This is a genomic window from Nocardioides sp. Z40_12, from assembly GCF_058215795.1.
Map to the genome: position 1 here is coordinate 342,607 of NZ_JBZAJA010000001.1, position 24,696 is coordinate 367,302.

At 72.7% G+C, this 24,696-nt stretch carries 20 protein-coding genes; 10 read left to right on the top strand and 10 right to left on the bottom strand.

Features of this window, described 5'->3' with window-relative positions; genetic code table 11:
- Window positions 1–24 precede the first annotated feature (24 nt).
- Window positions 25–1,899, top strand: a complete 1,875-nt coding sequence (locus tag AC4BG9_RS01630; RefSeq protein ID WP_490569339.1) for an RNA polymerase sigma factor — start codon at window positions 25–27, stop codon at window positions 1,897–1,899.
- Window positions 1,900–1,964: 65 nt separating this feature from the next.
- Here AC4BG9_RS01630 and sucD read toward each other — a convergent pair whose 3' ends face one another.
- Window positions 1,965–2,846: a succinate--CoA ligase subunit alpha gene (gene sucD, locus AC4BG9_RS01635; protein WP_490569340.1), complete on the bottom strand. Its 882-nt coding sequence runs from the start codon at window positions 2,844–2,846 to the stop codon at window positions 1,965–1,967.
- 16 nt (window positions 2,847–2,862) lie between these two features.
- Window positions 2,863–4,044, bottom strand: a complete 1,182-nt coding sequence (gene sucC / locus AC4BG9_RS01640; protein WP_490569341.1) for an ADP-forming succinate--CoA ligase subunit beta — start codon at window positions 4,042–4,044, stop codon at window positions 2,863–2,865.
- 146 nt (window positions 4,045–4,190) lie between these two features.
- Here sucC and AC4BG9_RS01645 point away from each other — a divergent pair, with 146 nt between their 5' ends.
- The gene (locus AC4BG9_RS01645; RefSeq protein WP_490569342.1) at window positions 4,191–5,543 is read left to right on the top strand and encodes a cryptochrome/photolyase family protein; all 1,353 of its coding nucleotides are present in this window, start codon (window positions 4,191–4,193) and stop codon (window positions 5,541–5,543) included.
- Window positions 5,544–5,750: 207 nt separating this feature from the next.
- Window positions 5,751–6,899 carry a M23 family metallopeptidase gene (locus AC4BG9_RS01650; RefSeq protein WP_490569343.1) on the top strand — a complete coding sequence of 383 codons (1,149 nt, stop codon included), beginning with the start codon at window positions 5,751–5,753 and terminating at the stop codon, window positions 6,897–6,899.
- 58 nt (window positions 6,900–6,957) lie between these two features.
- On the opposite strand, the gene pcrA is transcribed toward AC4BG9_RS01650, so the two are convergent.
- From pcrA to AC4BG9_RS01680, 6 genes are all read right to left on the bottom strand, one after another.
- Entirely contained in the window at window positions 6,958–9,396 is a 2,439-nt protein-coding gene (pcrA, locus tag AC4BG9_RS01655) for a DNA helicase PcrA (RefSeq protein ID WP_490569344.1), read from the bottom strand.
- A 33-nt stretch (window positions 9,397–9,429) separates the two neighbouring features.
- Complete coding sequence (locus AC4BG9_RS01660; protein WP_490569345.1) at window positions 9,430–9,786, bottom strand: hypothetical protein; 357 nt, start codon at window positions 9,784–9,786, stop codon at window positions 9,430–9,432.
- A 106-nt stretch (window positions 9,787–9,892) separates the two neighbouring features.
- Complete coding sequence (locus AC4BG9_RS01665; protein ID WP_490569346.1) at window positions 9,893–10,363, bottom strand: universal stress protein; 471 nt, start codon at window positions 10,361–10,363, stop codon at window positions 9,893–9,895.
- 1 nt (window position 10,364) lies between these two features.
- Window positions 10,365–11,768, bottom strand: a complete 1,404-nt coding sequence (locus AC4BG9_RS01670) for an APC family permease (RefSeq protein WP_490569347.1) — start codon at window positions 11,766–11,768, stop codon at window positions 10,365–10,367.
- A 48-nt stretch (window positions 11,769–11,816) separates the two neighbouring features.
- On the bottom strand, window positions 11,817–12,485 hold the full coding sequence (locus AC4BG9_RS01675) for a response regulator (RefSeq protein ID WP_490569348.1): 669 nt from the start codon (window positions 12,483–12,485) through the stop codon (window positions 11,817–11,819).
- On the bottom strand, window positions 12,486–13,772 hold the full coding sequence (locus tag AC4BG9_RS01680) for an ATP-binding protein (protein ID WP_490569349.1): 1,287 nt from the start codon (window positions 13,770–13,772) through the stop codon (window positions 12,486–12,488).
- Window positions 13,773–13,916: 144 nt separating this feature from the next.
- Here AC4BG9_RS01680 and AC4BG9_RS01685 point away from each other — a divergent pair, with 144 nt between their 5' ends.
- Together AC4BG9_RS01685 and AC4BG9_RS01690 are read left to right on the top strand one after the other, a co-directional pair.
- The gene (locus AC4BG9_RS01685) at window positions 13,917–15,212 is read left to right on the top strand and encodes a PspC domain-containing protein (RefSeq protein WP_490569350.1); all 1,296 of its coding nucleotides are present in this window, start codon (window positions 13,917–13,919) and stop codon (window positions 15,210–15,212) included.
- On the top strand, window positions 15,209–15,481 hold the full coding sequence (locus tag AC4BG9_RS01690; RefSeq protein ID WP_490569351.1) for a hypothetical protein: 273 nt from the start codon (window positions 15,209–15,211) through the stop codon (window positions 15,479–15,481). Before AC4BG9_RS01685 ends, AC4BG9_RS01690 begins: the two co-directional genes overlap by 4 nt.
- Before the next feature lie 24 nt (window positions 15,482–15,505).
- Here AC4BG9_RS01690 and AC4BG9_RS01695 read toward each other — a convergent pair whose 3' ends face one another.
- Complete coding sequence (locus tag AC4BG9_RS01695) at window positions 15,506–16,441, bottom strand: hypothetical protein (protein ID WP_490569352.1); 936 nt, start codon at window positions 16,439–16,441, stop codon at window positions 15,506–15,508.
- A 232-nt stretch (window positions 16,442–16,673) separates the two neighbouring features.
- Between AC4BG9_RS01695 and AC4BG9_RS01700 the strand changes: the two genes are divergently transcribed.
- The 4 genes from AC4BG9_RS01700 to AC4BG9_RS01715 all read left to right on the top strand — a co-directional run bounded on the left by AC4BG9_RS01700 (window position 16,674) and on the right by AC4BG9_RS01715 (window position 22,443).
- The gene (locus AC4BG9_RS01700) at window positions 16,674–18,401 is read left to right on the top strand and encodes an ABC transporter ATP-binding protein (RefSeq protein WP_490569353.1); all 1,728 of its coding nucleotides are present in this window, start codon (window positions 16,674–16,676) and stop codon (window positions 18,399–18,401) included.
- Window positions 18,398–20,155 carry an ABC transporter ATP-binding protein gene (locus AC4BG9_RS01705; RefSeq protein ID WP_490569354.1) on the top strand — a complete coding sequence of 586 codons (1,758 nt, stop codon included), beginning with the start codon at window positions 18,398–18,400 and terminating at the stop codon, window positions 20,153–20,155. Before AC4BG9_RS01700 ends, AC4BG9_RS01705 begins: the two co-directional genes overlap by 4 nt.
- Window positions 20,156–20,257: 102 nt before the next feature.
- The gene (locus AC4BG9_RS01710; RefSeq protein ID WP_490569355.1) at window positions 20,258–21,298 is read left to right on the top strand and encodes an LLM class F420-dependent oxidoreductase; all 1,041 of its coding nucleotides are present in this window, start codon (window positions 20,258–20,260) and stop codon (window positions 21,296–21,298) included.
- Window positions 21,298–22,443 carry an acyl-CoA dehydrogenase family protein gene (locus AC4BG9_RS01715; protein WP_490569356.1) on the top strand — a complete coding sequence of 382 codons (1,146 nt, stop codon included), beginning with the start codon at window positions 21,298–21,300 and terminating at the stop codon, window positions 22,441–22,443. The genes AC4BG9_RS01710 and AC4BG9_RS01715 overlap by 1 nt, the downstream gene beginning before the upstream one ends.
- A 24-nt stretch (window positions 22,444–22,467) precedes the next feature.
- Here AC4BG9_RS01715 and AC4BG9_RS01720 read toward each other — a convergent pair whose 3' ends face one another.
- On the bottom strand, window positions 22,468–22,695 hold the full coding sequence (locus AC4BG9_RS01720) for a hypothetical protein (RefSeq protein ID WP_490569357.1): 228 nt from the start codon (window positions 22,693–22,695) through the stop codon (window positions 22,468–22,470).
- A 118-nt stretch (window positions 22,696–22,813) separates the two neighbouring features.
- On the opposite strand from AC4BG9_RS01720, the gene AC4BG9_RS01725 reads away from it, so the two are divergent.
- Window positions 22,814–24,658 (top strand): AMP-dependent synthetase/ligase, encoded by a 1,845-nt coding sequence (locus AC4BG9_RS01725; protein ID WP_490569358.1) that lies wholly within the window; start codon window positions 22,814–22,816, stop codon window positions 24,656–24,658.
- Window positions 24,659–24,696 lie beyond the last annotated feature (38 nt).

The window sequence follows — 24,696 nt, forward strand, 5'->3', positions numbered from 1 at the left end:
CCCCTCACGTACCTTGGAACCGCCATGACGCAAGCGAACGACTTCGACGACCTCTACAAGGACGTGCGCGACCGCCTCCTTGCCGAGGCCTACGCACTGACCGGCGACCTGCACGTGTCGCGGACCGCCGTCCGCGACGCCTTCGCCGTCGCCTGGCACCACTGGCACAAGGTTCGCACGCTGGCCGACAAGGAGGCGTGGCTGCGGCCGCTGGTCTGGCGCCGGGCCCGGCACCGGCACACCGCCCGACCGTGGCACAAGGAGAAGGACGTGCCCGCCGAGGTCGCCGCGACCCTCGATGCGCTGTCGACGCTCTCCACGGCCCAGCGCAAGGTCCTGGTGCTGGCCGACCTGCCGGGCCTGCCGATGCCGGAGATCGCCCGCGAGGTCGGTGTCCCCCAGGACACCGCGCGCCGGCTCCTGACCGAGGGCACCGCGGCCTTCGCCGAGGCCCGGGACTGCCGGGGGCCGGAGGTCGAGGAGCACCTCGAGGCGCTGGCGACCTTCACCGCGGGCGGACGCTGGCCGCGCAGCACCGCGTTGCGGCGGGCCGGGACCGCCCGGCGCCGTACCCACACCCTGGTCGGGGTGGCCGCCACCGTGGTCGCGGTGGTGGCCAGCGGGGTGGTCGTGGCCCAGGGCGACACGGTCGACGCCAGCCTCGGCGACCAGGGCTTCGAGCGCCGGGCCACCCAGGTCCAGGCCGAGGAGGTCGCTCCCACCCTGACCGAGGAGGTGCTGCTGCGGCCCGAGCAGGTGCGGCGGGTCAGCCGGGGACTGAAGTGGACCGAGACCTCCACCCACGACAACCGGGACGGCGACGGGCTGGTGCTGCCGTGCCAGGGGGCCCGGTACGCCGACCCCGAGGGCCTCGGCACCCTGGTCCGGTCCTTCGAGGGCAGCACCCGGCCCAAGGCGGCCCGCGGCAAGAAGAACCGGAAGAAGCGCGCCGAGCCGAAGGTCACCGCCACCGCCACCGAGGTGGTCGACCTCTCGGCCACCCCCGAGGCGGCCGCCGAGGCCTTCCGCACCGTCCAGGGATGGATGGGGGCCTGCACGGCGCCGCGGACCCAGCTGCTCGCCGTCCACGACCTGCGCCGGGTCGGTGACGAGGCCCGCCTCTACACCCTGCGCCAGTGGTCGGGCCCGACCCGCACCCTGCAGGTCGGCGTCGCCCGCTCCGGCCAGGTGCTGACCACCGTCGCCACCCGGGTCCCTGGGGTGCGCCGCGCCACCCGCCCGACCGCCCAGCTGCTCGCGGCCGCGGTGAACGCCGGGTGCGGCCTGCCCGGCACCGGCGCCTGCGCCTCCCCGCCACGGGCCCGCCCCGCCAAGGTCCCCGTCTCGGCGGTGGCCCCGGGGATGCTCACCGAGTCCGACCTCCCCCCGGTCTCCGGCGCCGTCGGCCCCTGGGTCGGCACCACCCCGAAGCCGGCCGGGAGCAACGCGGCCTCCACCCGCTGCGACCGCGCCGACTTCCAGGCCAAGGGACTGCGGGACAGCCAGACCCGTACCTTCCTCTTCCCGCGGGGCAACCGGACCGACGAGTTCGGGCTCACCGAGACGGCCGCGACGGCGCGGTCGCCGAAGGTGGGCCGGGCCTTCGTCGACCAGGTCCGCTCCCGGTTGGCCCGGTGCGCCCAGGAGGGCTTCGGGACCGAGGTCTCCCGCCTCTACAACCGCGACGGGAAGAAGGTCGACCTCACGGTGTGGCGCCTGGAGCTGGCGATCTCCGACGCGCAGTCGGTGGAGTTCCTGATGGCGGTCATGCGCCACGGCGACAAGGTCGCCCAGGTGGGCTTCACCCCCGCGCGGGACCGCACCATGGCGCGTGACGACTTCGTCTGGCTCGCCACGCGAGCGCTGGAGCGGCTGCCCCGCTTCGAGAAGCAGGGCTGACGACGAGACGCCCCGACCACCGGTGGGTGGTCGGGGCGTCTCGCGGTGCGCGTGCGCGCGGGGCCTCAGAGGCTCTTGAGGATCTCCCGCATCAGCGCGGCGGTCTCCGAGGGGGTCTTGCCGACCTTGACTCCGGCCGCCTCCAGGGCCTCCTTCTTGGCCTGGGCGGTGCCCGAGGAGCCGGAGACGATGGCGCCGGCGTGGCCCATCGTCTTGCCCTCCGGGGCGGTGAAGCCGGCCACGTAGCCGACGACCGGCTTGGTGACGTGCTCCTTGATGTAGGCGGCCGCCCGCTCCTCGGCGTCGCCGCCGATCTCGCCGATCATCACGATCGCCTTGGTCTCCGGGTCGTTCTCGAAGGCCTCGAGGGCGTCGATGTGGGTGGTGCCGATGATCGGGTCGCCACCGATGCCGATCGCGGTGGTGAAGCCGTAGTCCTTGAGCTCGTACATCATCTGGTAGGTCAGGGTGCCGGACTTCGAGACGAGACCGATCGGACCCTTGCCCGCGATGGTGTGCGGCGTGATGCCGGCCAGCGACTCCTCCGGCGTGATGATGCCGGGGCAGTTGGGGCCGATCATCCGGGTGGACTTGCCCTCGAGGTAGGCGAAGACCTCCGCGGTGTCCTGCACCGGGACGCCCTCGGTGATGACGACCAGCAGGCCGATGCCGGCGTCGATGGCCTCGATGCAGGCGTCCTTGGTGAAGGCCGGGGGGACGAAGACGACCGACACGTCGGCGCCGGTCTCCTTCATGGCCTCCGCGACGCTGCCGAAGACGGGCAGCTCCTTGCCGGCCAGCTCGACGGAGGTGCCGGCCTTGCGGGCGTTCACACCGCCCACGATGTTGGACCCGGCCTCGACCATGAGGGTGGTGTGCTTGGAGCCCATCCCGCCCGTCATGCCCTGGACGATGATCTTGGAGTCCTTGTTCAGGTAGATAGACATGTGTTCGTGCTCCGTCTCAGGCGCTGTGCTTGTCGGTGTTGGCCAGCTCGGCGGCCTTGTCGGCCGCGCCGTCCATGGTGTCGACGAGGGTCACCAGCGGGTGGTTCGCCTCGTTGAGGATGCGGCGCCCCTCCTCGACGTTGTTGCCGTCGAGACGGACGACCAGCGGCTTGGTGGCCTCGTCACCGAGGATCTCCAGGGCGCCGACGATCCCGTTGGCGACCTCGTCGCACGCGGTGATGCCGCCGAAGACGTTGACGAAGACGCTCTTGACCTGGGGGTCGTGGAGGATCACGTCGAGGCCGTCGGCCATCACCTGGGCGTTGGCGCCGCCCCCGATGTCGAGGAAGTTGGCCGGGGTCACGTTGCCGTGGGCCTCGCCGGCGTAGGCGACCACGTCGAGGGTCGACATGACCAGGCCCGCGCCGTTGCCGATGATGCCGACCTGGCCGTCGAGCTTGACGTAGTTGAGGCCCTTGTCCTTGGCCTTCGCCTCGAGCGGGTCCTCCTCGTCGCGGATGGTGAACGCGGCGTGGTCCTCGTGGCGGAACTCGGCGTTCTCGTCGAGCGAGACCTTGCCGTCGAGCGCCTCGAGCTTGTCGCCCTCGAGACGGGCCAGCGGGTTGACCTCGACCAGCGTCGCGTCCTCCTCGACGTAGACCTTCCACAGCGCCTGGACCATCTCGATGGCCTGGTCGCGCAGCTCGGCGGGGAACTTCGCCTCGTCGACGATCGCGGCGGCCTTCTCCGGGGTCACGCCCTCCAGGGCGTCGATCGGGATCTGGCGCACGGCCTCGGGGTTGGTCTTGGCGACCTCCTCGATCTCCACACCACCCTCGACGGACGCGATGCACAGGTGCGAGCGGTTGGCGCGGTCCAGCAGGAAGGAGAAGTAGTACTCCTCCACCGGCGGGGTCGCCGGGGTCACCAGGACCCGGTTGACCGTGAGGCCCTTGATCTCCATCCCGAGGATGTTGGCGGCGTGATGCTGCGCCTCGTCGGGGGTCTTGGCCAGCTTCACCCCGCCGGCCTTGCCACGGCCGCCGGCCTTGACCTGGGCCTTGATGACGGTGACGCCACCCATCTGCTCAGCAGCGGCCCTGGCCTCGTCGGCCGACTCCACGACGACACCGAGGGTCGTGGTGACACCGTGCTTGGCGAAGAGCTCCTTCGCCTGGTACTCCATCAGGTCTGACATCCACCCAGTCCTTTTTTTCTCATTGACAGTCCGGGGATTCCTTCGGGCACCATAGACCTCAGCACCGCTCAGGCCCGAGTCCGGGTCCGGCCATGGACGCACAGTGATCAGGCCCCGGCCAGCCGACCCGTCGATAGCGTGGGCGCATGGGCGCAGTGACGTGGTTCCGGCGGGACCTCCGCACCCGCGACCACCCCGCACTCCTGGCCTCCACGACGGCCGGGCCAACCCTTCCCGCCTTCGTGGTCGACCCCCGCCTGTGGGCACAGGCCTCGCCGCTGCGCCGCGCGTGGCTGGCCCGCAGTCTCCGGGCTCTGGACGAGCGACTGGGCGGCGGCCTGGTGGTCCGCCTCGGGGACCCCGCCGTGGTGCTGCCCCGGCTGGTCGAGGAGGTGGCGGCGACCTCGGTGCACGTCTCGGCCGAGACCACGCCGTACGGCGCCCGCCGGGACCGCGCGGCGGAGCGGGCGCTGGCCGAGCAGGGTGTGGCGCAGTGGCGCCCCTCGGGCTCCCCCTACCTCGTGGGGCCGGGCCTGGTGCGCAACCAGGCGGGGAGCCCCTACCAGGTCTTCACCCCCTGGGCGCGCGCGTGGCGCGCGGCGCCCCGGCCCGACCCGGCCCCGACACCCCGGGCACCGCAACTGGTGGCGGCACCCTCCGACCCGGAGGCGCTGCGCCTGCTGCGTGAGGCCGCCGCGGCACCGGCCCGGCTGCCCACCGCCGGGGAGGAGGCCGCCTGGCGCCGGTGGCGCCGGTTCCGCGACGACCTGCTCGAGGACTACGACCGCGACCGCGACCGCCCCGACCGCGACGCCACCTCGCGCCTCTCCCCGTGGCTGAGCGTGGGCGCCCTGCATCCGCGCTCGCTGCTCGCCGACCTCGCGGGTCAGGGCGGGCCCGGCGCCCAGCGCTTCGTCACCGAGCTGGGGTGGCGGGAGTTCTACGCCGACGTGCTCCACCACCGGCCCGACTCGGCCTGGGCGGACCTCCGCCCGGCGCTGAGCGGCCTGCGCTACTCCCACGAGGAGGACGCGGTCGAGGCCTGGCGCACCGGCACCACCGGCTTCCCCTTCGTCGACGCCGGCATGCGCCAGCTGCGCGAGGAGGGGTGGATGCACAACCGGCTGCGGATGGTGACCGCCAGCTTCCTGACCAAGGACCTGCACGTGTGGTGGCCGGTCGGTGCCCGGTTCTTCCTGGACCACCTCGCCGACGCCGACCTCGCCTCCAACAACCACGGGTGGCAGTGGGTGGCGGGCACCGGCACCGACGCCTCCCCCTACTTCCGGGTATTCAACCCCGTCGCCCAGGGGCTCCGCTTCGACCCGGACGGCGTCTACGTGCGCCGGTGGGTGCCCGAGCTGGCCCACCTGCCCGGCGCCGCCGCGCACGAGCCGTGGCGTCACGAGGGTGGCCTCGACCACGGCTACCCGCTCCGGATCGTCGACCACGCGGCCGAGCGCGAGGAGGCTCTGCGGCGCTACGCGGAGGCCCGCTGAGCGGGCGCCGGGTGTGATTGTCCCCACCGCCACGGGCTGGTCTGGACCGGCGAACCCGCCCTGTCCTGCGGTTATGCCGCGCGCCCAGCAAAGTTGTTCCACACTGGGAGACCTGGGCATTCCGGCAGGGGCCGAAGATCCGGTACAGTCGCCCGAGTTGTCCGGCTACTGGCCAGTTGTACCCCCTACTTTGCGAGGTAAACCTAGATGGGAAACCACCGAGCTGAGCGCGGCACCCGCCGCGCAACCTCGGAGGTTCGCGCACCGCGCAAGCCCCTTGTCACCCGCCACTCGGCCCCCGCGCCCCAGGCGAGCACGCCGCTCCGCTCCGAGGTCCCGGCCTCGGAGCCGCGCACCGGCTCGACGCCCGTCGCCGGCAAGCGCGCCGCACGACCCGAGCCCAAGCGCGCCGCCCGGGCACCCCGGTCCCTCTCCGCCGCCAAGCCCGCCCGCCGGGCGCGTGTCTCGCGCAGCGAGGTCGAGCGCACCCCGGCCGTCGCCGCCAGCCGGCCCGGGCCGGTCCGCGTCGCCTCCGCCTCCAGCTCGACCGAGATCCTGAGCCCCGCCACCGGGAAGCGCCGGGCCGCCCGCTCCAGCGCCGCCGACACCCGCGGCTCCTTCCTCAAGGCCCTGCCCTCCGCGCCGATCCTGGCCGGGGTGGCCGCGCTGGCCGTCTCGGCCGGCGGCGCCCTCACCGCCGGTCCGTCGCTGACCGAGGCCTCGCACAGCACCACCTCCGAGGTCGCCGCCGCGGCCTCCGCCGCCGGCTTCGCGGTCGACGAGGAGATCCTCGAGGAGCGCACCGGTGTCGTCAGCCGCGACTCCAACCGGCTCGAGGCCGCCGAGCGCGTCGAGGCCAAGCTGGTCGCCAAGGCCGAGAAGGCCGCCGCCCAGCGCTCGAAGACGCTGGAGAGCCTCTCGGTCCAGGCCGACCGGCAGGCGGCCAAGATCGAGGCCAACCAGTGGGTCATGCCGGTGGAGGGCTACCGCCTCTCCGCCACCTTCGGGATGTCGAGCAGCCTGTGGTCGACCACCCACACCGGCCTCGACTTCGCCGCTCCCTCCGGCACGCCGCTGCGCGCGGTCGCCAACGGGACGATCACCGAGGTCGGCTACGACGGCTCCTACGGCAACAAGACCGTGCTCACCCTGGAGGACGGCACCGAGGTCTGGTACTGCCACCAGACCAGCATGAACGTCAGCGTCGGCACCAAGGTCACCGGCGGCCAGGTCATCGGCACCGTCGGCAGCACCGGCAACTCGACCGGTCCGCACCTCCACCTGGAGATCCGCCCCGGCGGCTCGAACCCGGTCGACCCGTACTCGAGCCTGCTCGAGCACGGCCTGCGTCCCTGACGCCGCGGCGGACGGACCCTCGGCCCGCGGGCTCGGCCCCCCGGCCGGCCGCCCTCGGCTAGAGCTTCTCCACCGGGGCGTAGCGCAGCAGCAGCCGCTTGACGCCCTCGGACCCGAAGTCGATCGACGCCACCGACTTCTCGGCCGCGCCCTCGACGCTCACCACGGTGCCCAGGCCGAACGAGTCGTGTGCCACCCGGTCGCCCGGCGACAGGGACGGGATCGGCCGCGAGGGCCGGGCCTTCGAGGCCGCGTCGGCACGCAACGCTGCCGAGGAGAAGTTGCGGCGACCCGCGGCCGTGGGCGCTCCCAGGCCGGCCGGGGACCCCGACGCCAAGTCCGGACGCGACCACCTGGTCTGGGCCGCCTCGGTGCGGCGCCAGTCGACCAGGTCGACGGGGAGCTCGTCGAGGAACCGGGAGGCCGGGTTGTGCGAGGGCGCTCCCCAGGCCGAGCGGACGACGGCGCGTGAGATGTAGAGCCGCTCCCGGGCCCGGGTGATGCCGACGTAGGCCAGCCGGCGCTCCTCCTCGAGCTCGGTCTGGTCGCCGAGGGAGCGCATGTGCGGGAAGACGCCGTCCTCCATGCCGGTGAGGAAGACCACCGGGAACTCCAGGCCCTTGGCGGTGTGCAGGGTCATCAGCGTCACCACTCCCTGCTCCTGCTCCTCGGGGCTCTCGGGGATCTGGTCGCTGTCGGCGACCAGGGCGACGCGCTCGAGGAAGTCAGCGAGCCCGGGGGCGACGGTGCCCGCCTCCACGTCGGTGGGATCGGCGGACGGCGCGGCCACCGGGTCCTCGGCGAACTCCCGGGCCACGGCCACGAGCTCGGCGAGGTTCTCCACCCGGGTGGCGTCCTGGGGGTCGTCGGAGGCCTCCAGCTCGGCGAGGTAGCCCGAGCGCTCCAGCACCGACTCGAGCACCACGTCGGCCCGCTCGCCGGCGTCGACCATCGACATCAGCTCCTCGATCACCCCCACGAAGGAGGTGATGCTGCGCAGGGAGCGAGTGGCCAGGCCGGGCGCCTCGTCGGCCCGGGTCAGCGCCTCCCAGAAGGTGAGCCCGTCACGTTGGGCCAGCGCCGCGACACACGCCTCGGCGCGGTCACCGATGCCGCGCTTGGGGGTGTTGAGGATGCGGCGCAGCGAGATCTCGTCGGCGGGGTTGACCAGCAGCCGCAGGTAGGCCAGCGCGTCGCGCACCTCCTTGCGCTCGTAGAAGCGCACTCCCCCGACCACCTTGTAGGGCTGCCCGGTGCGGATGAAGATCTCCTCGAAGACCCGCGACTGGGCGTTGGTGCGGTAGAAGACCGCGACGTCGCCGGCCCGCAGGCCGCCGTCGACCAGCCGGTCGATCTCGTCGGAGACGAACCGGGCCTCGTCGTGCTCGTCGTCGGCCACGTAGCCGACGATCCGCTCCCCCTCGCCGGCGTCGGTCCACAGGCGCTTGGGCTTGCGTCCCTTGTTGTTGCCGATGACCGCGTTGGCGGTGGTCAGGATCGTCTGGGTGGAGCGGTAGTTCTGCTCGAGCAGGATCGAGGTGGCGTCGGGGAAGTCCTGCTCGAAGTCGAGGATGTTGCGGATGTTGGCGCCCCGGAAGGCGTAGATCGACTGGTCGGCGTCGCCGACCACCATCAGCTCCGCCGGCTCCACCCGCTCGGCGGCGGGGGTGCTGCCGATCTCCTCGGGGTCGTGGGCGCAGAGCTGGTGGATCAGCGCGTACTGCGCGTGGTTGGTGTCCTGGTACTCGTCGACGAGCACGTGCCGGAACCGCCGCCGGTAGGTCTCCCGCACCTCCGGGAAGGCCTGGAGGATGTGGACGGTGAGCATCAGGATGTCGTCGAAGTCCAGCGCGTTGGCCTCGCTCAGCCGACGCTGGTAGAGCGCGTAGATCGAGGCATAGGTCTCCTCGAAGCCGTTCCGCGTCTCCTTCGCCGCCTCGTCGGGGTCGCGCAGGTCGTTCTTCTGGTCGGAGATCCAGTTGAGGACCGCGCCCGGCTGGTACCGCTTCGGGTCGAGCTCGAGGTCGCGCAGCACCAGGGTGACCAGGCGCTTGGAGTCGGCCGCGTCGTAGATCGAGAAGCCGGACTTGTAGCCGATGCGCTCGATCTCCTTGCGCAGGATCCGGACGCAGGCGGAGTGGAAGGTGGAGACCCACATCATCCGGGCGCGCTTGCCGACCAGGTCCTCGACCCGCTCCTTCATCTCGGCGGCGGCCTTGTTGGTGAAGGTGATCGCCAGGATCGAGCCGGGGTGCACCCCGCGCTGGGCCACCAGCCAGGCGATCCGCCTGGCCAGCACCCGGGTCTTGCCGGAGCCCGCCCCGGCCACCACCAGCAAGGGCGCGCCCTCGTGCACGACGGCCTGGCGCTGGGGCTCGTTGAGGCCCTCCAGCAGCTCTTCGGCACTGGGGCCGCGGCGGCCGCCGGGCGGACCGCCCGCGGGGCGCTCGGGCTGCTGGGGGTGTTCGAGTCCGGGAAGGGTGAAGGGGCTGCTCATCTCGGTGCCACCCTACGTGGCGGCACCGACGGGTCAGGCCGCGTGCACCGGGCTCCAGAAGATCGCCACCGCGATGTTGATCACCGTGAGCGCGAGCAGCCCGTAGAAGAGGCCGTCCGGGATGCGGGGCTTGCGCATGTTGGCCATCACCAGCACCAGGAGCAGGAGGGTGATCGCGAACTTGACGCCGATCTTCATGTGGTCGGGGTCACCCACCGACTCCAGGACGCCGACCAGGAGCACGCCGCTGACGAAGGCGGTGCCGATCCCGTCGCGCATCAGCCTGTTGACGCGCTTCTCCCCGTCGGAGAGCTGCACCAGCAGCCCGCCGAGCAGAGCGGCGAAGCCCAGGATGTGGATGAGGAGCAGGACCAGACGCAGGATCTCCATGCGGCGAAGGGTAGTGCCTCAGGCCGCCCACGCCGTGGGCGGGCCCAGCGGGGACGGCGGCCTCAGGCCGCCCACGCCGTGGGCGGGCCCAGCGCGGACGGCGGCCTCAGGCCTTCCGGCCGCGCCGCGGCCGCGGCGCCGGACGCACCACGAGCACCGGGCAGGGCGCGTACTGCTGGACGCGCTGCGCGGTGCTGCCCACCAGCACGGTGTCGCTGATCCCGCGGCTGCCGCTGGCCACCACGACCAGGCCGGCGTCGACCTGCTTGGCCAGCTTGAGGATCTCGTTGGCCGGGGAGCCGCTGCGGATCCGGCGCTGCACCTTGGGGCCCCAGCCGTCGAAGACCTCCGCGACCGCGGCGACCGCGCGCTCGGCGGCCGTCCGGAAGGACGCGGACTCCGCCGCCCCGACCCGCTCGGAGCCGTGCAGGTCGTCGGCGAACGGCACCGCCGCCAGGGGACGGACCACGGCGACCACGGTGATGACCGTGATCTTGGCCGGGTCGGCGAACGACTTCAGGTGGCGGGCCGCAGCCAGCGACTGCTTGGACCCGTCGGTGGCGACGACAACATGCATCTCAGGCTGCCTTTCTCCGGCTGACCACATACTGCACCACATAGAGGACGAAGCCCACCGCCACGAGTGCCGCACACCACAGCAGCGAGGAGGGATCGTCCCAGATCACGTAGACGAGCAGCACCAGGTTGCCGACCAGCCCGACCACCAGCAGGGGGCGGTTGGCGTGGAAGGTGCGCTCGTGGGCGTCCTGGTCGCCGAGCTTGAGGGCGGCGGTGATGACCAGGGCGTAGATGAAGAGCAGGAAGACGACCGTCACCGTGGCCAGGCGGCCGACGAGGTCGAGCCCGCCGTCGGTCACCTCGGTGACCCAGGTGCCGATCACCAGCAGCAGCACCAGGACGAGCGCCGAGAAGATGAGACCGACCCAGGGGCTTCGGCGCGCGGCGTGGATGCGGCCGAAGACCCGGGGCACGACGTCCTCGTTGGCCATCCCGTAGAGGATGCGCGGCTGCGTGACGACCGCGACGAGCGTGGTGTTGGTGATCGCGATGCACGCGATGATGGTGAACAGCACCGTCAGGAAGCCGACGGGGACCGGGACCAGGTCGGCTTCCACCACCTCGAGAAGAGCCACCTCGGAGTCCGCGAGGGTGGAGGCCCCCACGGTCAGCGCGGCGGCGATCGAGACCAGCACGTAGATCACACCGGCGGCCACCATGCCCCCGATCAGCGCGCGGGGGAAGGACTTCTCCGGCGCCACCGTCTCCTCGGCGACGTTGACGGCGTTCTCGAAGCCCGTCATGGAGAAGAAGGCCAGCGCGACGCCCGCCACGATCGCGAAGATCGCGTTGTCGCCGTCCCGGGTGTCGAACTCGGTGAGCACCCCGAAGTCCGCGTCGCCCTGGGCGACGTACCAGATCCCGATGCCGACGATGATGATCAGCCCGGCGACCTCGATGAAGGTCATGACCATGTTGGCGACCACCGACTCGGTGATGCCCAGGAAGTTGATGACCGTGAGCACCAGCAGGAAGACGAGCGCGACGACCAGCGTGGGCGGGAACGCCCAGAGCTCGCCGAAGTACTGCGCGAAGCCGGTGGCCAGCGAGCCGGCGGCGGCGAAGCTGGCGGAGAGGAAGCTGACCGTGATGAGGAAGGTCAGCGCCCGGTTGCCGAAGGCCTTGTTGACGTAGAGCGCGGCGCCCGCCGCCTGGGGGTACTTCGTGGCGAGCTCGGCGTAGGCGAGCCCGGTGATCGCGGCGACCGAGACGCCCACCGCGAAGGCGATCCAGAACGCACCGCCCACCACGCCGGCGACCTGTCCGATGAGGACGTAGATGCCGGAGCCGAGGACGTCGCCGAGGACGTAGAAGAAGAGCAGGCGGCCGGTGATGGACCGCTTGAGCCCGGAGTCGTCGTCCTGGTCGGCCGCCGGCGGGCTCGTCGTCCCTGAGTCGTTCACCTGCCTGGCGTTCCCCCTCACCGCCGCCGCGAAACGTGACGCGGGCGCTCAGAGCAGGCGTCGCTCGGAGGCCCAGCGGGTCAGCTCGTGGCGCGAGGAGAGCTGGAGCTTGCGCAGCACCGAGGACATGTGGGTCTCCACCGTCTTGATCGAGATGAAGAGCTCGCGGGCCACCTCCTTGTAGGCGTAGCCCCGGGCGATCAGCCGCATCACCTCGCGCTCGCGCTCGGTGAGCCGGTCCAGGTCCTCGTCGACCGCCGCGACCTCGATCGACCCGGCGAAGGCGTCCAGCACGAAGCCGGCCAGGCGCGGGGAGAAGACCGCGTCGCCCTCCGCGATCCGGCGGATCGCGTCGACCAGCTCGGGGCCGGTGATCGTCTTGGTCACGTAGCCCCGGGCCCCGCCACGGATGGTGCCGATCACGTCCTCGGCCGCGTCGCTCACGCTCAGCGCCAGGAACTGGGTGGCCGGGGCCGCCACGGGCGCCGCCGCGATCCGGCGCATCACCTGGACTCCCCCACCGCCGGGCAGGTGGACGTCGAGGAGGACGACGTCGGGCCGGTGCTCCTGGATCGCCTGGACCGCCTGGTCCACGTCCGCCGCCTCTGCGACCACGTCGACCGTCGCGGCCCCCGCGGAGGCGAGCTCGGCGCGCACCCCGGCCCGGAACATCGCATGGTCGTCGACGACCACGACCCTGGTCCTGCTCTGCTCCACCTATGCCTCCTCGAGCGGCATCCGCAGCCGCACCTCGGTGCCGTCGCCGGGCGCGGACCGCACCTCGGCGGTGCCGCCGTGCCGCTCCATCCGGTCCATGATGCTCCCTCGCACGCCGAGGCGGTCCTCCGGCACCCCCGTGAGGTCGAAGCCGGCGCCGCGGTCGCGCACGAAGACCTCCACGGCCTCCCGCCCGACCTCGGCGTAGACGTCGACCCGGCCGGTGCCGGCGTGCCGGGCGGCGTTGACCACCGCCTCGCGCATCGCCAGCACCAGCGGCCGGAGAGCCTCGGTCAGGGGCACGTCCTCGCCGACGGTCACCACGTCGACGACCGCGCCGTGCTCGTCCTCCACCCGGGCCGCCGCCTGACGGATCGCGCCCAGCAGGGTGTCGGCGTCGGTCGCCTCCCCGGCGTAGAGCCAGGCTCGCAGCTCGCGCTCCTGGGCCCGCGCGAGCCGGGCCACGGTGGCCCCGTCGTCGGCGTTCTTCTGGATCAGCGCGAGCGTCTGCAGCACCGAGTCGTGCAGGTGGGCGGCCATGTCGGCGCGCTCCTGGGTACGGATCCGCTCGGCCCGCTCCGCCCCCAGGTCGGAGGCGAGCCGGAGGATCCAGGGCCCGAGCACCACCGCGAGCCCGACGATGCCCAGGAGCGCCGCCAGGCCCACCTCGCGCACCTGGGCGAAGCCCTCGTTGCTCACCGCGAACAGGGTGATCGCCCCGGCCACCAGACCCGCCCCGGCCACCAGGCGCAGGTAGGAGGCCAGGGTCCCCCGGCCGAAGACCGCCCGCACCGGTCCGAGCCGGCCGGTGGTGTCGAGCCAGCGCTCGCGCTGCGCCTCGTCGGCCTGCCGCCACAGCAGGGCCACCCCCGCGACGGCGAGCACCAGGGGCCACAGGGCGCCGCCCGTCCCGACGAACGCCTGGAGCACCAGCACCATGCCGAGGCCCAGCGCCCCCAGCGCGATCGCCGGTCCGACGTCGGTGAACCGGGCCACCCGGCCCGGACGCCGGCCCGTCCGGGTGGCGCCCTCCACCCCGGGCGCGGCGGTCTCGAACCGGGCGTCCGAGGGCAGGAAGAGCCACATCGCGGCATACATGGCGACGCCCAGACCACCGAGCGCGGTCGCCGCCACGAAGGCGGCCCGGACCCAGAGCACGGGCACGGCCAGATGGCGCGCGAGCCCCGAGGCGACCCCGCCCAGGACGAGCTCCTCGGAGTCCCGGGTGGCGCGGCGGGGCTCCGGCCACGTCTCGGGGCCGGGTGGGAGGATGCCGGAGGTGGTCATGAGAGCACCATCGTCTCAGGCCGGCACCCCGGCGACCATGAGGTCAGCCCCCGACACGACCCCGAGATCGGTCGGGTCGGGTCCGGGCCGGGCCAGGGTCTCCCCCGATGGCGGGCACGCGTGGAGCAGAGCAGGGTGGAGCACATGGACGAGACCTCAGGACCCGACACCCGGGCCACCGGACCGACACCCCCGCGCGGTGAGCCGTCGAACGCCCCCGGGCCACGCGTGACCAGCGAGCAGGTGCGAGACGTCAACCGCCTCCGTCGCCCGGTCGACCGCAAGATCGCCGGCGTCGCCGCCGGACTCGCCCGGCACCTCGACATCGACCCGCTGCTGGTCCGCATCGCCTTCGTGGTGCTGGTCTTCTTCGGCGGTTCCGGCCTGGTGCTCTACGGCGCCCTGTGGCTCCTTCTCCCCGAGGACGGCGCGAGCGAGGCGCCGCTGCATCTCGACGAGCGCAGTCGCGGGATCGCCGTGATCGGGGCCGGAGTGCTGGCCGCCGTCCTGCTGCTCGGCGACACCTGGAACCTCTACTGGTTCCCGTGGCCGCTGGCCCTGGTCGCGCTCGCGGTCTGGTACTTCTTCTTCCGCGACCAGACGCGGCGGCCCGCGCCGACGCCGTACGCCGGCACTCCCCCGCCGACCGCGGGCCCGGCGCCGGGCACGGCGCCGCTCGATCCGGTCGCGCCGGCCTCCCCGGTGGACCCGGTGGACCCGGTGGACCCGGTGGACCCGGCCGTGGGCTACGCCCCGAGCTATGCCGAGACCTACGGCGGACCCCCGCTCCCGGCGCGGCCCCCGCTGACCAGGCCCCGGGACCCGCACAAGCGCGGCCCCCTGCTCTTCTGGCTCACCTGCGCGCTGATCGCCCTCTGTCTCGGCGTGCTCGGCATCGTCGACCTGGCCGGTGCGCAGGTCGTGGAGAGCGCCTACCCGGCGCTGGCCCTGGGGATCGTCGCCACCATGCTCGTGGTCGGCGCCTTCTACGGCCGGGCCGGCGGGCTCATCGCGCTGGGCCTGGTGGCGGCCGGCTGGATGGCCGGGAGCATGGCCACCGAGGAGTTCCGCGGCGATCGCCTCGAGATCGTCCCGATCACCCCGACCGAGCTGCAGCGCACCTACGAGATGAACACCGGCGAGCTGCTCCTGGACCTGCGTGAGGTCGACGACCTCGACGCCCTGGACGGCCGCGACGTGGACGTCTCCGGTGGCGTGGGACGCATCGAGGTGCTGCTGCCGGACGGCCTGGCCGCCGACGTCGACGCCAGCGTCGGAGGCCCGGGCCGGGTGGAGCTCTTCGACTCCGTGGACCGCGGCGGGATCGGCGCCAGCGCCTCGGCCTCCAGCAGCAACGACGACGACCAGCCCAGGATCAGCCTCGACGTCGGCATCGGCGTCGGCGAGATCGTGGTCACCAGCGAAGGAGCGATCCGATGACCGAGCACGGGTACGACGCAGGCACCGACGTGTCCACCGACCCCTTCGCCCCCGAGGGGCCGGTCCAGGAGCCGGGGGGCCGGCACCCGCTCAACATCACCCACCTGGTGATGGGCATCGCCTTCCTCGGGTTCGTGGCGGTGTGGGCGGCGATCGTCTCCGACCTGGTCCACGTCGACGACCTGCGCTGGCTGCTGCCGGTGCCGTGGGTACTGGCGGGTCTCGGCGGGCTGCTCGCGGTCGCCTTCGGCAGCCGCCGTACGACCTGACACGTCACCCCCCACCACTTCTGCTCAGCGGACCCGCCCCGGCCCGAGGCCCAGCCGCGCGGCGAACGCCGACCGCCCCGCCGGGGTGAAGCAGGAGTGGCGCAGCAGGTGGTACCAGGCGTCGATGCGCCTCGGGTCGTGGGCGCGACCGAGGCTGTCGTCCGCGTCGCGCAGGACGCCGACCGCCCGGTGCACCAGGTCGTCCGCGGTGTAGCCCCTCCGGATCCAGCCGGCACGCACCAGCGCCCTGGCCCGCCGCAGGTCGGCCCGCTGCCGGGACACCTCGAGGTGGTGGCCGCCGTCGTACTCGTGGAGCACCCGGGTGCCGGCCAGCCGGAGATCGCCGCGCGCCACGAAGAGCCCGTCGTCGTCACGGACGTCGGCCTGCGGCTCCACCTCGACGCCACAGACCTGGTGGAGCCGTCGCAGCACCGTCTCCCACGCGGACTCCGACCGGCCGTCGGCCAGTACGAGCACCCGGCGCAGCCGCGGTGCGCCGCGGCAGCGCACGCGTGCGCACTCCTCCAGCCCGGCACGATCGGTGATGGCGAGGTGGAGCGCGGAGTCGACCAGCACGGTGAGGTCCAGGTCGAACAGGTGGCGACCGAGGCTCAGCAGGGTGGGCCCTGGCGGATCCACCGGCACTCCCGCGATGAACACGGGCTCCTCGAGCCGGCTCGGGCGCTGCACGGCGAGCCCCGGCCGCACCGGCCGGCTCCCCTCCGGCGGCATCGCCACGAAGACCGGGATCCCGGCGGGCAGGGGTGGCAGCCAGAGCCCGTGGAGCACCGCGGCGGTGAGGTGGGTGAAGCGCGCCGCCGGCGGGAGCACCAGGCTCCAGGCCCGCAGGTCGGCCAGGAACGGGTCCGGCGTCTCCACCCGCCGGTGCACGCCTCGGGTCACCGCCGTCCAGCCGGCGCCGGCTCGGGTCCCGCTCGTGGTCCGCTTGGTCTCCGCCACGGCGATCAGCCTGGTGGTCGAGCCGACGTCGTGCCTCGTGGCCGTCCCGTGCGTGTGGAGTCGTCCGGGAAGTGGTGGGTTGGTGACGACGAGCGGGCCGGACGGCGCATCATCTCGCCAGTTCCGGACGCACGGGTGGCCCGGGCGGCCCGGGCGGCCGGGCGGCCGGGGCCGCCCGGGGCGGGGCGCAAATGATTCGTCCCGGCGGCCGCCACTCCGTAGAATCGAGCGAGTGCGCCAACTGCCTCTGACCGACCCGGGAACCGCCGACCACCGGTCCCCGGGACGCTTCCTCTGGTGGATGGCCAAGGGCCAGTGGCAGACGCTGGCCGGGGGGATGGCCTTCGGCATCGTCTGGATGGGCGCGCAGGCCGTGATGCCCGCGGTGCTGGGCCGGGCCATCGACCGCGGTGTCGCCGCCCGCGACGGCGACCAGCTGCTCCTCTGGGCCGGGGTGATGCTCGCGATCGGCCTCGTCCAGGCCTTCAGCGGGATCATGCGGCACCGTTTCGCGGTGACCAACTGGCTGATCGCCGCCTACCGCACGGTGCAGCTGGTGGGCCGGCACACGGTGCACCTGGGCGGCACCCTGCCCCGCAAGGTCTCGGCCGGCGAGGTGATCGCGATCGGCACGAGCGACATCTCCCACCTGGGCCAGGTGATGGACGTGACCGCCCGCTTCGCCGGGGCGATCGTCTCCTTCGCCCTGGTCTCCGCGATCCTGCTCAGCACCTCGGTGACGCTGGGCCTGGTGGTGCTGATCGGCGTCCCGCTGCTGATGCTGCTGGTCGGTCCGCTGCTGAGCCCCCTGCAGCGCCGCAGCGCCCACCAGCGTCACCTGATGGGCGAGCTGTCCAACACCGCCACCGACATCGTCAGCGGGCTGCGGGTGCTGCGCGGGATCGGCGGCGAGCAGGTCTTCCTGTCCCGCTACCGGCGGCAGTCGCAGGAGACCCGGCAGGCCGGCGTCCAGGTGGCCCGGGTCCAGTCGGTCCTCGATGCGCTGCAGGTCTTCCTGCCCGGGTTCTTCGTGGTGCTGGTGGTCTGGCTGGGTGCCCGCTCCGCGGTCGCCGGTGACATCACCGTCGGCGAGCTCGTCGCCTTCTACGGCTACGCGGCGTTCCTGATGATCCCGCTGCGCACGGTCACCGAGTACGCCAACAAGTTCATCCGGGCCCGCGTCTCCGCCCGACGGGTCTGCACCGTGCTGGCCCTGACACCGGAGCACACCGACCCGCAGACCCCCGCCCCCTCCCCGCCCCCGGGCTCGGAGCTGTACGACGCCCGCAGCGGCCTGCGGGTCCGCCCCGGCCGGCTGCTCGCGGTCGTCTCCGAGCGCCCCGACGAGTCGGCGCTCCTGGCCGACCGGCTGGGGATGGCGGCCGCGGAGCTCGACCACGACGTCACGCTCGGCGGGGTGCCGCTGCCCGCCCTGAGCCGCCGGGAGGTCCGGGAGCGGATCGTGGTCTCCGACACCGGGGCGACCCTCTTCTCCGGCCGGCTGGCCGACCGGCTCGACGTCAGTGGGCAGGGCGGGGAGCAGGCCGTGCGCGCCGCCCTGGCCACGGCCAGCGCCGAGGACGTGCTCGAAGCGCTGCCCGACGGGCTGGACACGGTGGTCGCCGAGCGCGGGCGCAGCTTCTCCGGCGGGCAGCGCCAGCGGCTGGTGCTGGCCCGGGCGCTGACCGGCGACCCGGAGGTCCTGGTCCTGGTCGAGCCCACCTCGGCGGTCGACGCCCACACCGAGGCGCGGATCGCGGCGCGACTGCGCAGGCACCGCGCCGGGCGGACCACCGTGGTCACCACCACCAGCCCGCTGATGCTGGACGCCGCCGACGAGGTGGTGCTGCTGGCCGACGGCCGCGTGGTGGCCACCGGCACGCACGCCGAGCTGCTCGACTCGTGCCCGGACTACCGGGCCGTGGTCACCCGCGAGTCCGAGACGGAGCCCACCCGATGAGCGCGGGCACCACCCTGCCGGTGGCGCAGAGCGGCGAGGTCGGGCGCTATGCCGTCTCGGTCCTGCGCCGCCATCCCCGGCTCCTGGTCGGGGCGCTGACCCTGCACGTGCTCGCCGCGGTCGCGGCGCTGGCCGCTCCCCGGCTCCTCGGCGACCTGGTGGAGGCGGTCGAGAACGGGACCACCGTGGGTCACGTCGACCGGATCATCCTGCTGCTCGCCGGCTTCCTGCTCGTGCAGACGGTGATGACCCGCTACGCCCGCCTGGTGAGCCAGATCCTCGGCGAGCAGGTGCTGGCCGAGCTGCGTGAGGACTTCGTCGACAACGCCCTGGCGCTGCCGATCGGCACCGTGGAGTCGGCGGGCTCGGGCGACCTGATGACCCGGACCAGCCGCGACGTCGAGCAGCTCGGCTGGTCGGTGCGCTGGGCGCTGCCGGAGTGGACGATCGCGGCCGTGACCGCGGTGCTCACCCTGGCCGCGGCGATCAGCGTCGGGTGGTGGGTGGCGCTCCCCTGCCTGCTGGCGCTGCCACCCCTGGTGATCGGGCTGCGGTGGTACCTGGCCCGGGCCAAGGACGGCTACCTGCGCGAGTCCGCGACGTACTCCCAGATCAACTCCACCCTCACCGAGACCGTCGAGGGCGCCCGGACCGTCGAGGCCCTGGGCCTGGCCGAGGAGCGGGTCGCCCGGATCGACGCGGACTGCAAGGACTCCTTCGACGCCGAGCGCTACACCCTCTCGCTGCGCACCCGCTTCTTCCCCAGCATGGAGATCTCCTACCTGCTGCCCACCGTCGCGACGCTGCTCTTCGGCGGCTGGCTCTACACCCGGGGCAGCGTCAGCCTGGGCGAGGTCACCGCAGCCACCCTCTACGTGCAGATGCTCATCGACCCGGTGGACCGGATCGTGGCGATCCTCGACGAGCTCCAGATGGGCGCCGCCTCCCTGGCCCGGCTCCTCGGCGTCGCCCAGGTCCCCGACGACCGCGAGGCGACCGACGCCCGACCGGTGGACGAGCGGCTGCGGGCCGAGGACGTCCGGTTCGCCTACGTCGAGGGCCGCGACGTGCTGCACGGTGTCTCGATGGACATCGGCGTGGGCGAGCGGATCGCGATGGTCGGGCCGTCGGGGGCCGGGAAGTCCACGCTGGGCCGGCTGCTGGCCGGCATCCACCCGCCGCGCACCGGCTCGGTGACCGTCGGCGGGGTCGGGCTGACCGAGCTCCCGCTGGCCGACCTGCGCGGCCACGTGGCGCTGGTGACCCAGGAGCACCACGTCTTCGTCGGCTCGCTGCGCGACAACCTGGCGCTGGCGGTGCCCGAGGGGCGCACCGCCACCGACGACGACGTGCGCGCCGCCCTCGACGCGGTGGACGCCCTCGACTGGGTCGAGGCGCTGCCCGACGGGCTCGACACCGAGGTGGGCTCCGGCGGCCTGGCGCTCAGCGCGCCGCAGGCCCAGCAGGTCGCGCTGGCCAGGCTGGTGCTGGCCGACCCGCACACCCTGGTGCTGGACGAGGCGACGTCGCTGATCGACCCGCGCGCGGCCCGCCACCTGGAGCGCTCGCTGGCCGCGGTGCTGCACGGGCGCACCGTGGTGGCGATCGCGCACCGGCTCTTCAGCGCCCACGACGCCGACCGGGTCGCGGTGGTGGAGGACGGCGTGATCACCGAGTTCGGCTCCCACGACGAGCTGGTCGCCGCGGGCGGGTCCTACGCCGCCCTCTGGGAGTCCTGGCACGGGCGCGACTGAGCACCGCAAGGCTCACAGATTTCGGGCGCGGGTCTTCACCGGCCGCGACAAACTGTGACAGTGTTGCTGTCACAGTCTCGTCCGCAGAGGAGTAGGAACCCGATGAAGCTCGCCACGCAGCTGATGTACGACGGCAACCCGCGCGACACCGCCGACACGGTGGTGGGGTGGGAGAAGGCGGGCCTCGACGTCGTCTGGGTGGCCGAGGCCTACGGCTTCGACTCGCCCACCCTGATGGGCTACCTCGCCGCCAAGACCGAGACCGTGCAGATCGGCTCGGCCATCCTCAACATCTACTCCCGCACTCCCGGCGCGCTGCTGCAGACCGCCGCCGGCCTGGACAACGTCTCCGGCGGCCGGGCGATCCTGGGCCTGGGCGCCTCTGGCCCCCAGGTGATCGAGGGCTTCCACGGCGTGCCCTACAGCAAGCCGCTGGCCCGGACCGCCGAGGTGATCGACCTCGTCCGGCGGGGCCTCGAGCGCCAGCCGCTCACCTCCGAGGGCCTCTTCCACCTGCCGCTGGACAAGGAGCACGGCGCGGTCACGGGGCTCGGCAAGGCGCTCAAGCTGCTGACCCGTCCCGAGCGGGCCTCGATCCCGATCTGGATCGCGGCGCTCGGCGAGAAGAGCGTCGCGCAGACCGCCGAGATCGCCGACGGCTGGATCCCGCACCTCTTCCACCCCGAGAAGGCCCACCTCGTCTGGGGCGACGCCCTGGAGGCCGGCAAGGCCAAGCGGCTGCCCGGCCTCGACCCGCTCCAGATCACCGCCGGGGGCATGGTCGCCATCGGCGAGGGCCCGGAGACCAAGGCGCTGCTCGACTTCGTGCGGCCGATGTTCGCCCTCTACGTCGGGGGCATGGGCGCGAAGGGCAAGAACTTCTACAACGACGTGGCCAAGGCCTACGGCTACGAGCAGGAGGCCGAGGAGATCCAGGACCTCTACCTCTCGGGCAAGAAGAAGGAGGCCGAGGCGCGGATCCCGCTCGACTGGCTGGAGGCCGCCAACCTGGTCGGACCGGCCTCCTACGTCAAGGAGCGGATCGCCGCCTTCGAGGAGGCCGGGGTCACCCACCTCAACATCACCCCGGTCGGCGCCGACCCGACGGCCACGATGGCCCAGGTCAAGGAGATGGTCTCCTGATGAGCACCAGCACCGTCTTCGAGGCCGAGCACGAGGACTTCCGCGCGACCGTGCGCACCTTCTTGGAGAAGGAGGTCGTGCCGCACCACAAGCAGTGGGACGCCGACGGCATCGTGCCGCGCGAGCTCTGGGCCAAGGCCGGCCAGGCCGGCCTGCTCTGCTTCGACGTCGCCGAGGAGTACGGCGGCCCCGGGATCGACGACTTCCGGTTCAACGTCATCGTCTCCGAGGAGGCGACCCGGGTCGGCGCGAGCGGCCCCGGCTTCTCGGTGCACACCGACATCATCGTCCCCTACCTGGTCAGCCTGGCCGACGAGGAGCAGAAGCGGCGCTGGCTGCCCGGCTGCGTCTCCGGCGAGATCATCACCGCGATCGCGATGACCGAGCCGGGCGCCGGCTCGGACCTGCAGGGCATCAGGACCACGGCGGTCGACGCCGGTGACCACTACGTGCTCAACGGGTCGAAGACCTTCATCTCCAACGGCATCAACGCCGACCTGGTCATCGTGGTGGCGCGCACCGACCCCGAGGCCGGCCACCAGGGCATCAGCCTGCTGGTGGTCGAACGCGGCATGGAGGGCTTCGAGCGCGGCCGCAACCTGGACAAGATCGGCATGCACGCCCAGGACACCGCCGAGCTGTCGTTCACCGACGTCCGGGTGCCCAAGGAGAACCTGCTCGGCGAGGCCGGCCAGGGGTTCATCTACCTGATGATGAACCTGCCGCAGGAGCGGCTGATCATCGGCGCCCAGGCGGTGGCCGCCGCCGAGCACGTCGTGGAGCTGTGCCTGTCCTACGCCAAGGAGCGGGAGGCCTTCGGCCGCCCGATCGGCAAGTTCCAGCACACCCGGTTCCTCCTGGCCGAGATGGCCACCGAGGCCCGGGTGGCCCGGGCGTTCCTCGACGACTGCATGCGCAAGCACCTGGCCAAGGAGCTGACCGCCGTCGACGCCGCGATGATCAAGTGGTGGGCCACCGAGCTGCAGAACAAGCTGGTCACCCAGGGCGTCCAGCTGCACGGCGGCTACGGCTACATGATGGAGTACCCGATCGCCCGGGCGTTCATCGACAGCCGGATCTCCACCATCTACGGCGGCACCACCGAGATCCAGAAGGAGATCATCGGGCGCAGCCTCGGCATCTGACCCGGCCCGGGCCCGACGACGCGGCTACTCCCCCGCGTCGTCGTGGTCGTCGGTTCCCAGCGTCTGGCTGGACTCGGCGCGGCTGCGGGAGGGGTCCTCGGTGCGACCCGCGGACTCCTCGAGGATCACCCGCGCCTGCCCGGCCGGGTCCTCGCTGCCGGCCGCCCGCTCCTCGGGCAGCAGCTCGGCTCGCCGGTCCACGTCGTCGTGGTCGGCCGGGGCTGGGGTCTGCTCGTTCGGTGTCTGGCTCATGCGCCCCCCGTACCTTGCGCGCAGCGCCCACAAACGTTCGGACGCTGCGCCGAACCGCTTGCGGACATACCCCCGGTAGGTGAGACTCGCGTCACACTCAACCCGAGGGAGCATCTGAATGACCGACGTCCTTGCCGAGCGCGACCGGATCCAGCAGCAGGTGGAGGGCCGGACGCTGATCGACGCGCTGGCCGACACCGTCGACAGGCACGGCGACGAGCCGGCGTACTCCGACCGCCACCGCGTCGAGGAGGGGTGGCGGACCCTCTCCTGGCGCGAGACCCGGGAGCTCGCCCTCGACGTCGCCGCGGGCCTGGCGGCGATGGGCGTCGCGCCGGGCGACCCCGTCGCGGTGATGTCCAGCAACCGGATCGAGCACGTGGTCGCCGACATGGGCGCGGTGCACGCCGCCGCGGTCCCGATGTCGATCTACCAGACCCTCTCCCCCGAGCAGGTCGCCTACGTCGCCGAGCACTCCGGCACCAAGGTCGCGATCCTGGAGCACGAGGACCACCTCGCCCGCTGGAAGTCGGCCCTGGACGCCGACGGCGAGATCCGGGTCGTGCTGATCGACGCCGGCTCCCCCGGCGGCGACCGCTTCTCCACCTGGGACGAGCTCGTCGAGTCCGGGCGGGCCAGGCGCGCGGAGCGCCCGGGCGAGCTCGAGGAGCGGCACCGCGCGCTGACCCCCGACAGCCCGGCGACGATCCTCTACACCTCGGGCACCACCGGCAACCCCAAGGGCGTGGTGCTCACCCACCACAACGTCGCCTTCGAGGCCGTCAGCACCCTGGAGGCGGCCGGCCTGGTCGACGACCGGCAGACCCAGATCAGCTACCTCCCGCTGGCCCACATCGCCGAGCGGATCCTCGGCGTCTACGGACCCCAGATGCAGGGCAGCCACCAGTACTGCATCGCCGACCCGTCGATGCTGCTCGCCACCCTCGGCGAGGTCCACCCCACCGCGTTCTTCGGCGTCCCGCGGGTCTGGGAGAAGATCCAGACCGGCATCGCGGCCAAGCTCGCGGCCGACCCGAACCCCGACAACGTCCGGATGGTCCAGGAGTCGATGGCCGCCGGTCTCGCCTGGGTCGAGGCGCAGGAGGTCGGGGGCACGATGACGCCCGAGGTCGAGGAGGCCTACCGCAAGGCCGACGAGGCCATCCTGGGCTTCCTCAAGCTGCTCCTGGGCCTCGACCAGGTGCGCTGGGCCGGCTCCGCGTCGGCCCCGATGCCGCTGGAGACCACCCGCTTCATGGCGGGCCTGGGCCTGAAGGTCTACGACGTGTACGGGATGACGGAGACCTGCGGCGCGGTCACCGCCAACGGGCCGGGCGGCTTCCGGATGGGCACCGTCGGCCGGGCGACCCCGGGCATGGAGGTCACGCTGGGCGAGGACGGCGAGGTGCTGGTGCGCGGGCCGGTCAACACGCCGGGCTACCACAAGCAGGAGGACGCCACCCGGGCCCTGATCGACGCCGAGGGCTGGCTGCACACCGGGGACATCGGCACCATCGACGAGGACGGCTTCGTCTCGATCGTGGACCGCAAGAAGGAGCTGATCATCACCTCGCAGGGCAAGAACATCGCGCCCTCCAACATCGAGAACTACCTCAAGGAGTCGCCGATCATCGGCCACGCCATGGCGATCGGCGACGGCCGCCCCTACGTCGTGGCGGTGCTGACGCTGGACGGCGAGGTCGCCCCGGTGGTGGCCCAGCAGCTGGGCCTGGAGTTCACCGACCTGGCCGACCTCGCCTCCCGCCCGGAGATCCGGGCGATGGCACAGGCTGCGGTCGACAAGGCCAACGAGCGGCTCTCGCGGCCCGAGCAGGTCAAGGCGTTCGAGCTGCTCGGCACCGAGTGGACCGCGGAGTCCGAGGAGCTCACCCCCACGCTCAAGCTGAAGCGCCGCGTGGTCAACCGCAAGTACTCCGACCTGGTCGACCGGCTCTACAGCTAGTCGGCAGCACCACCCGGGCGCCGGACCGTAGTAGATCG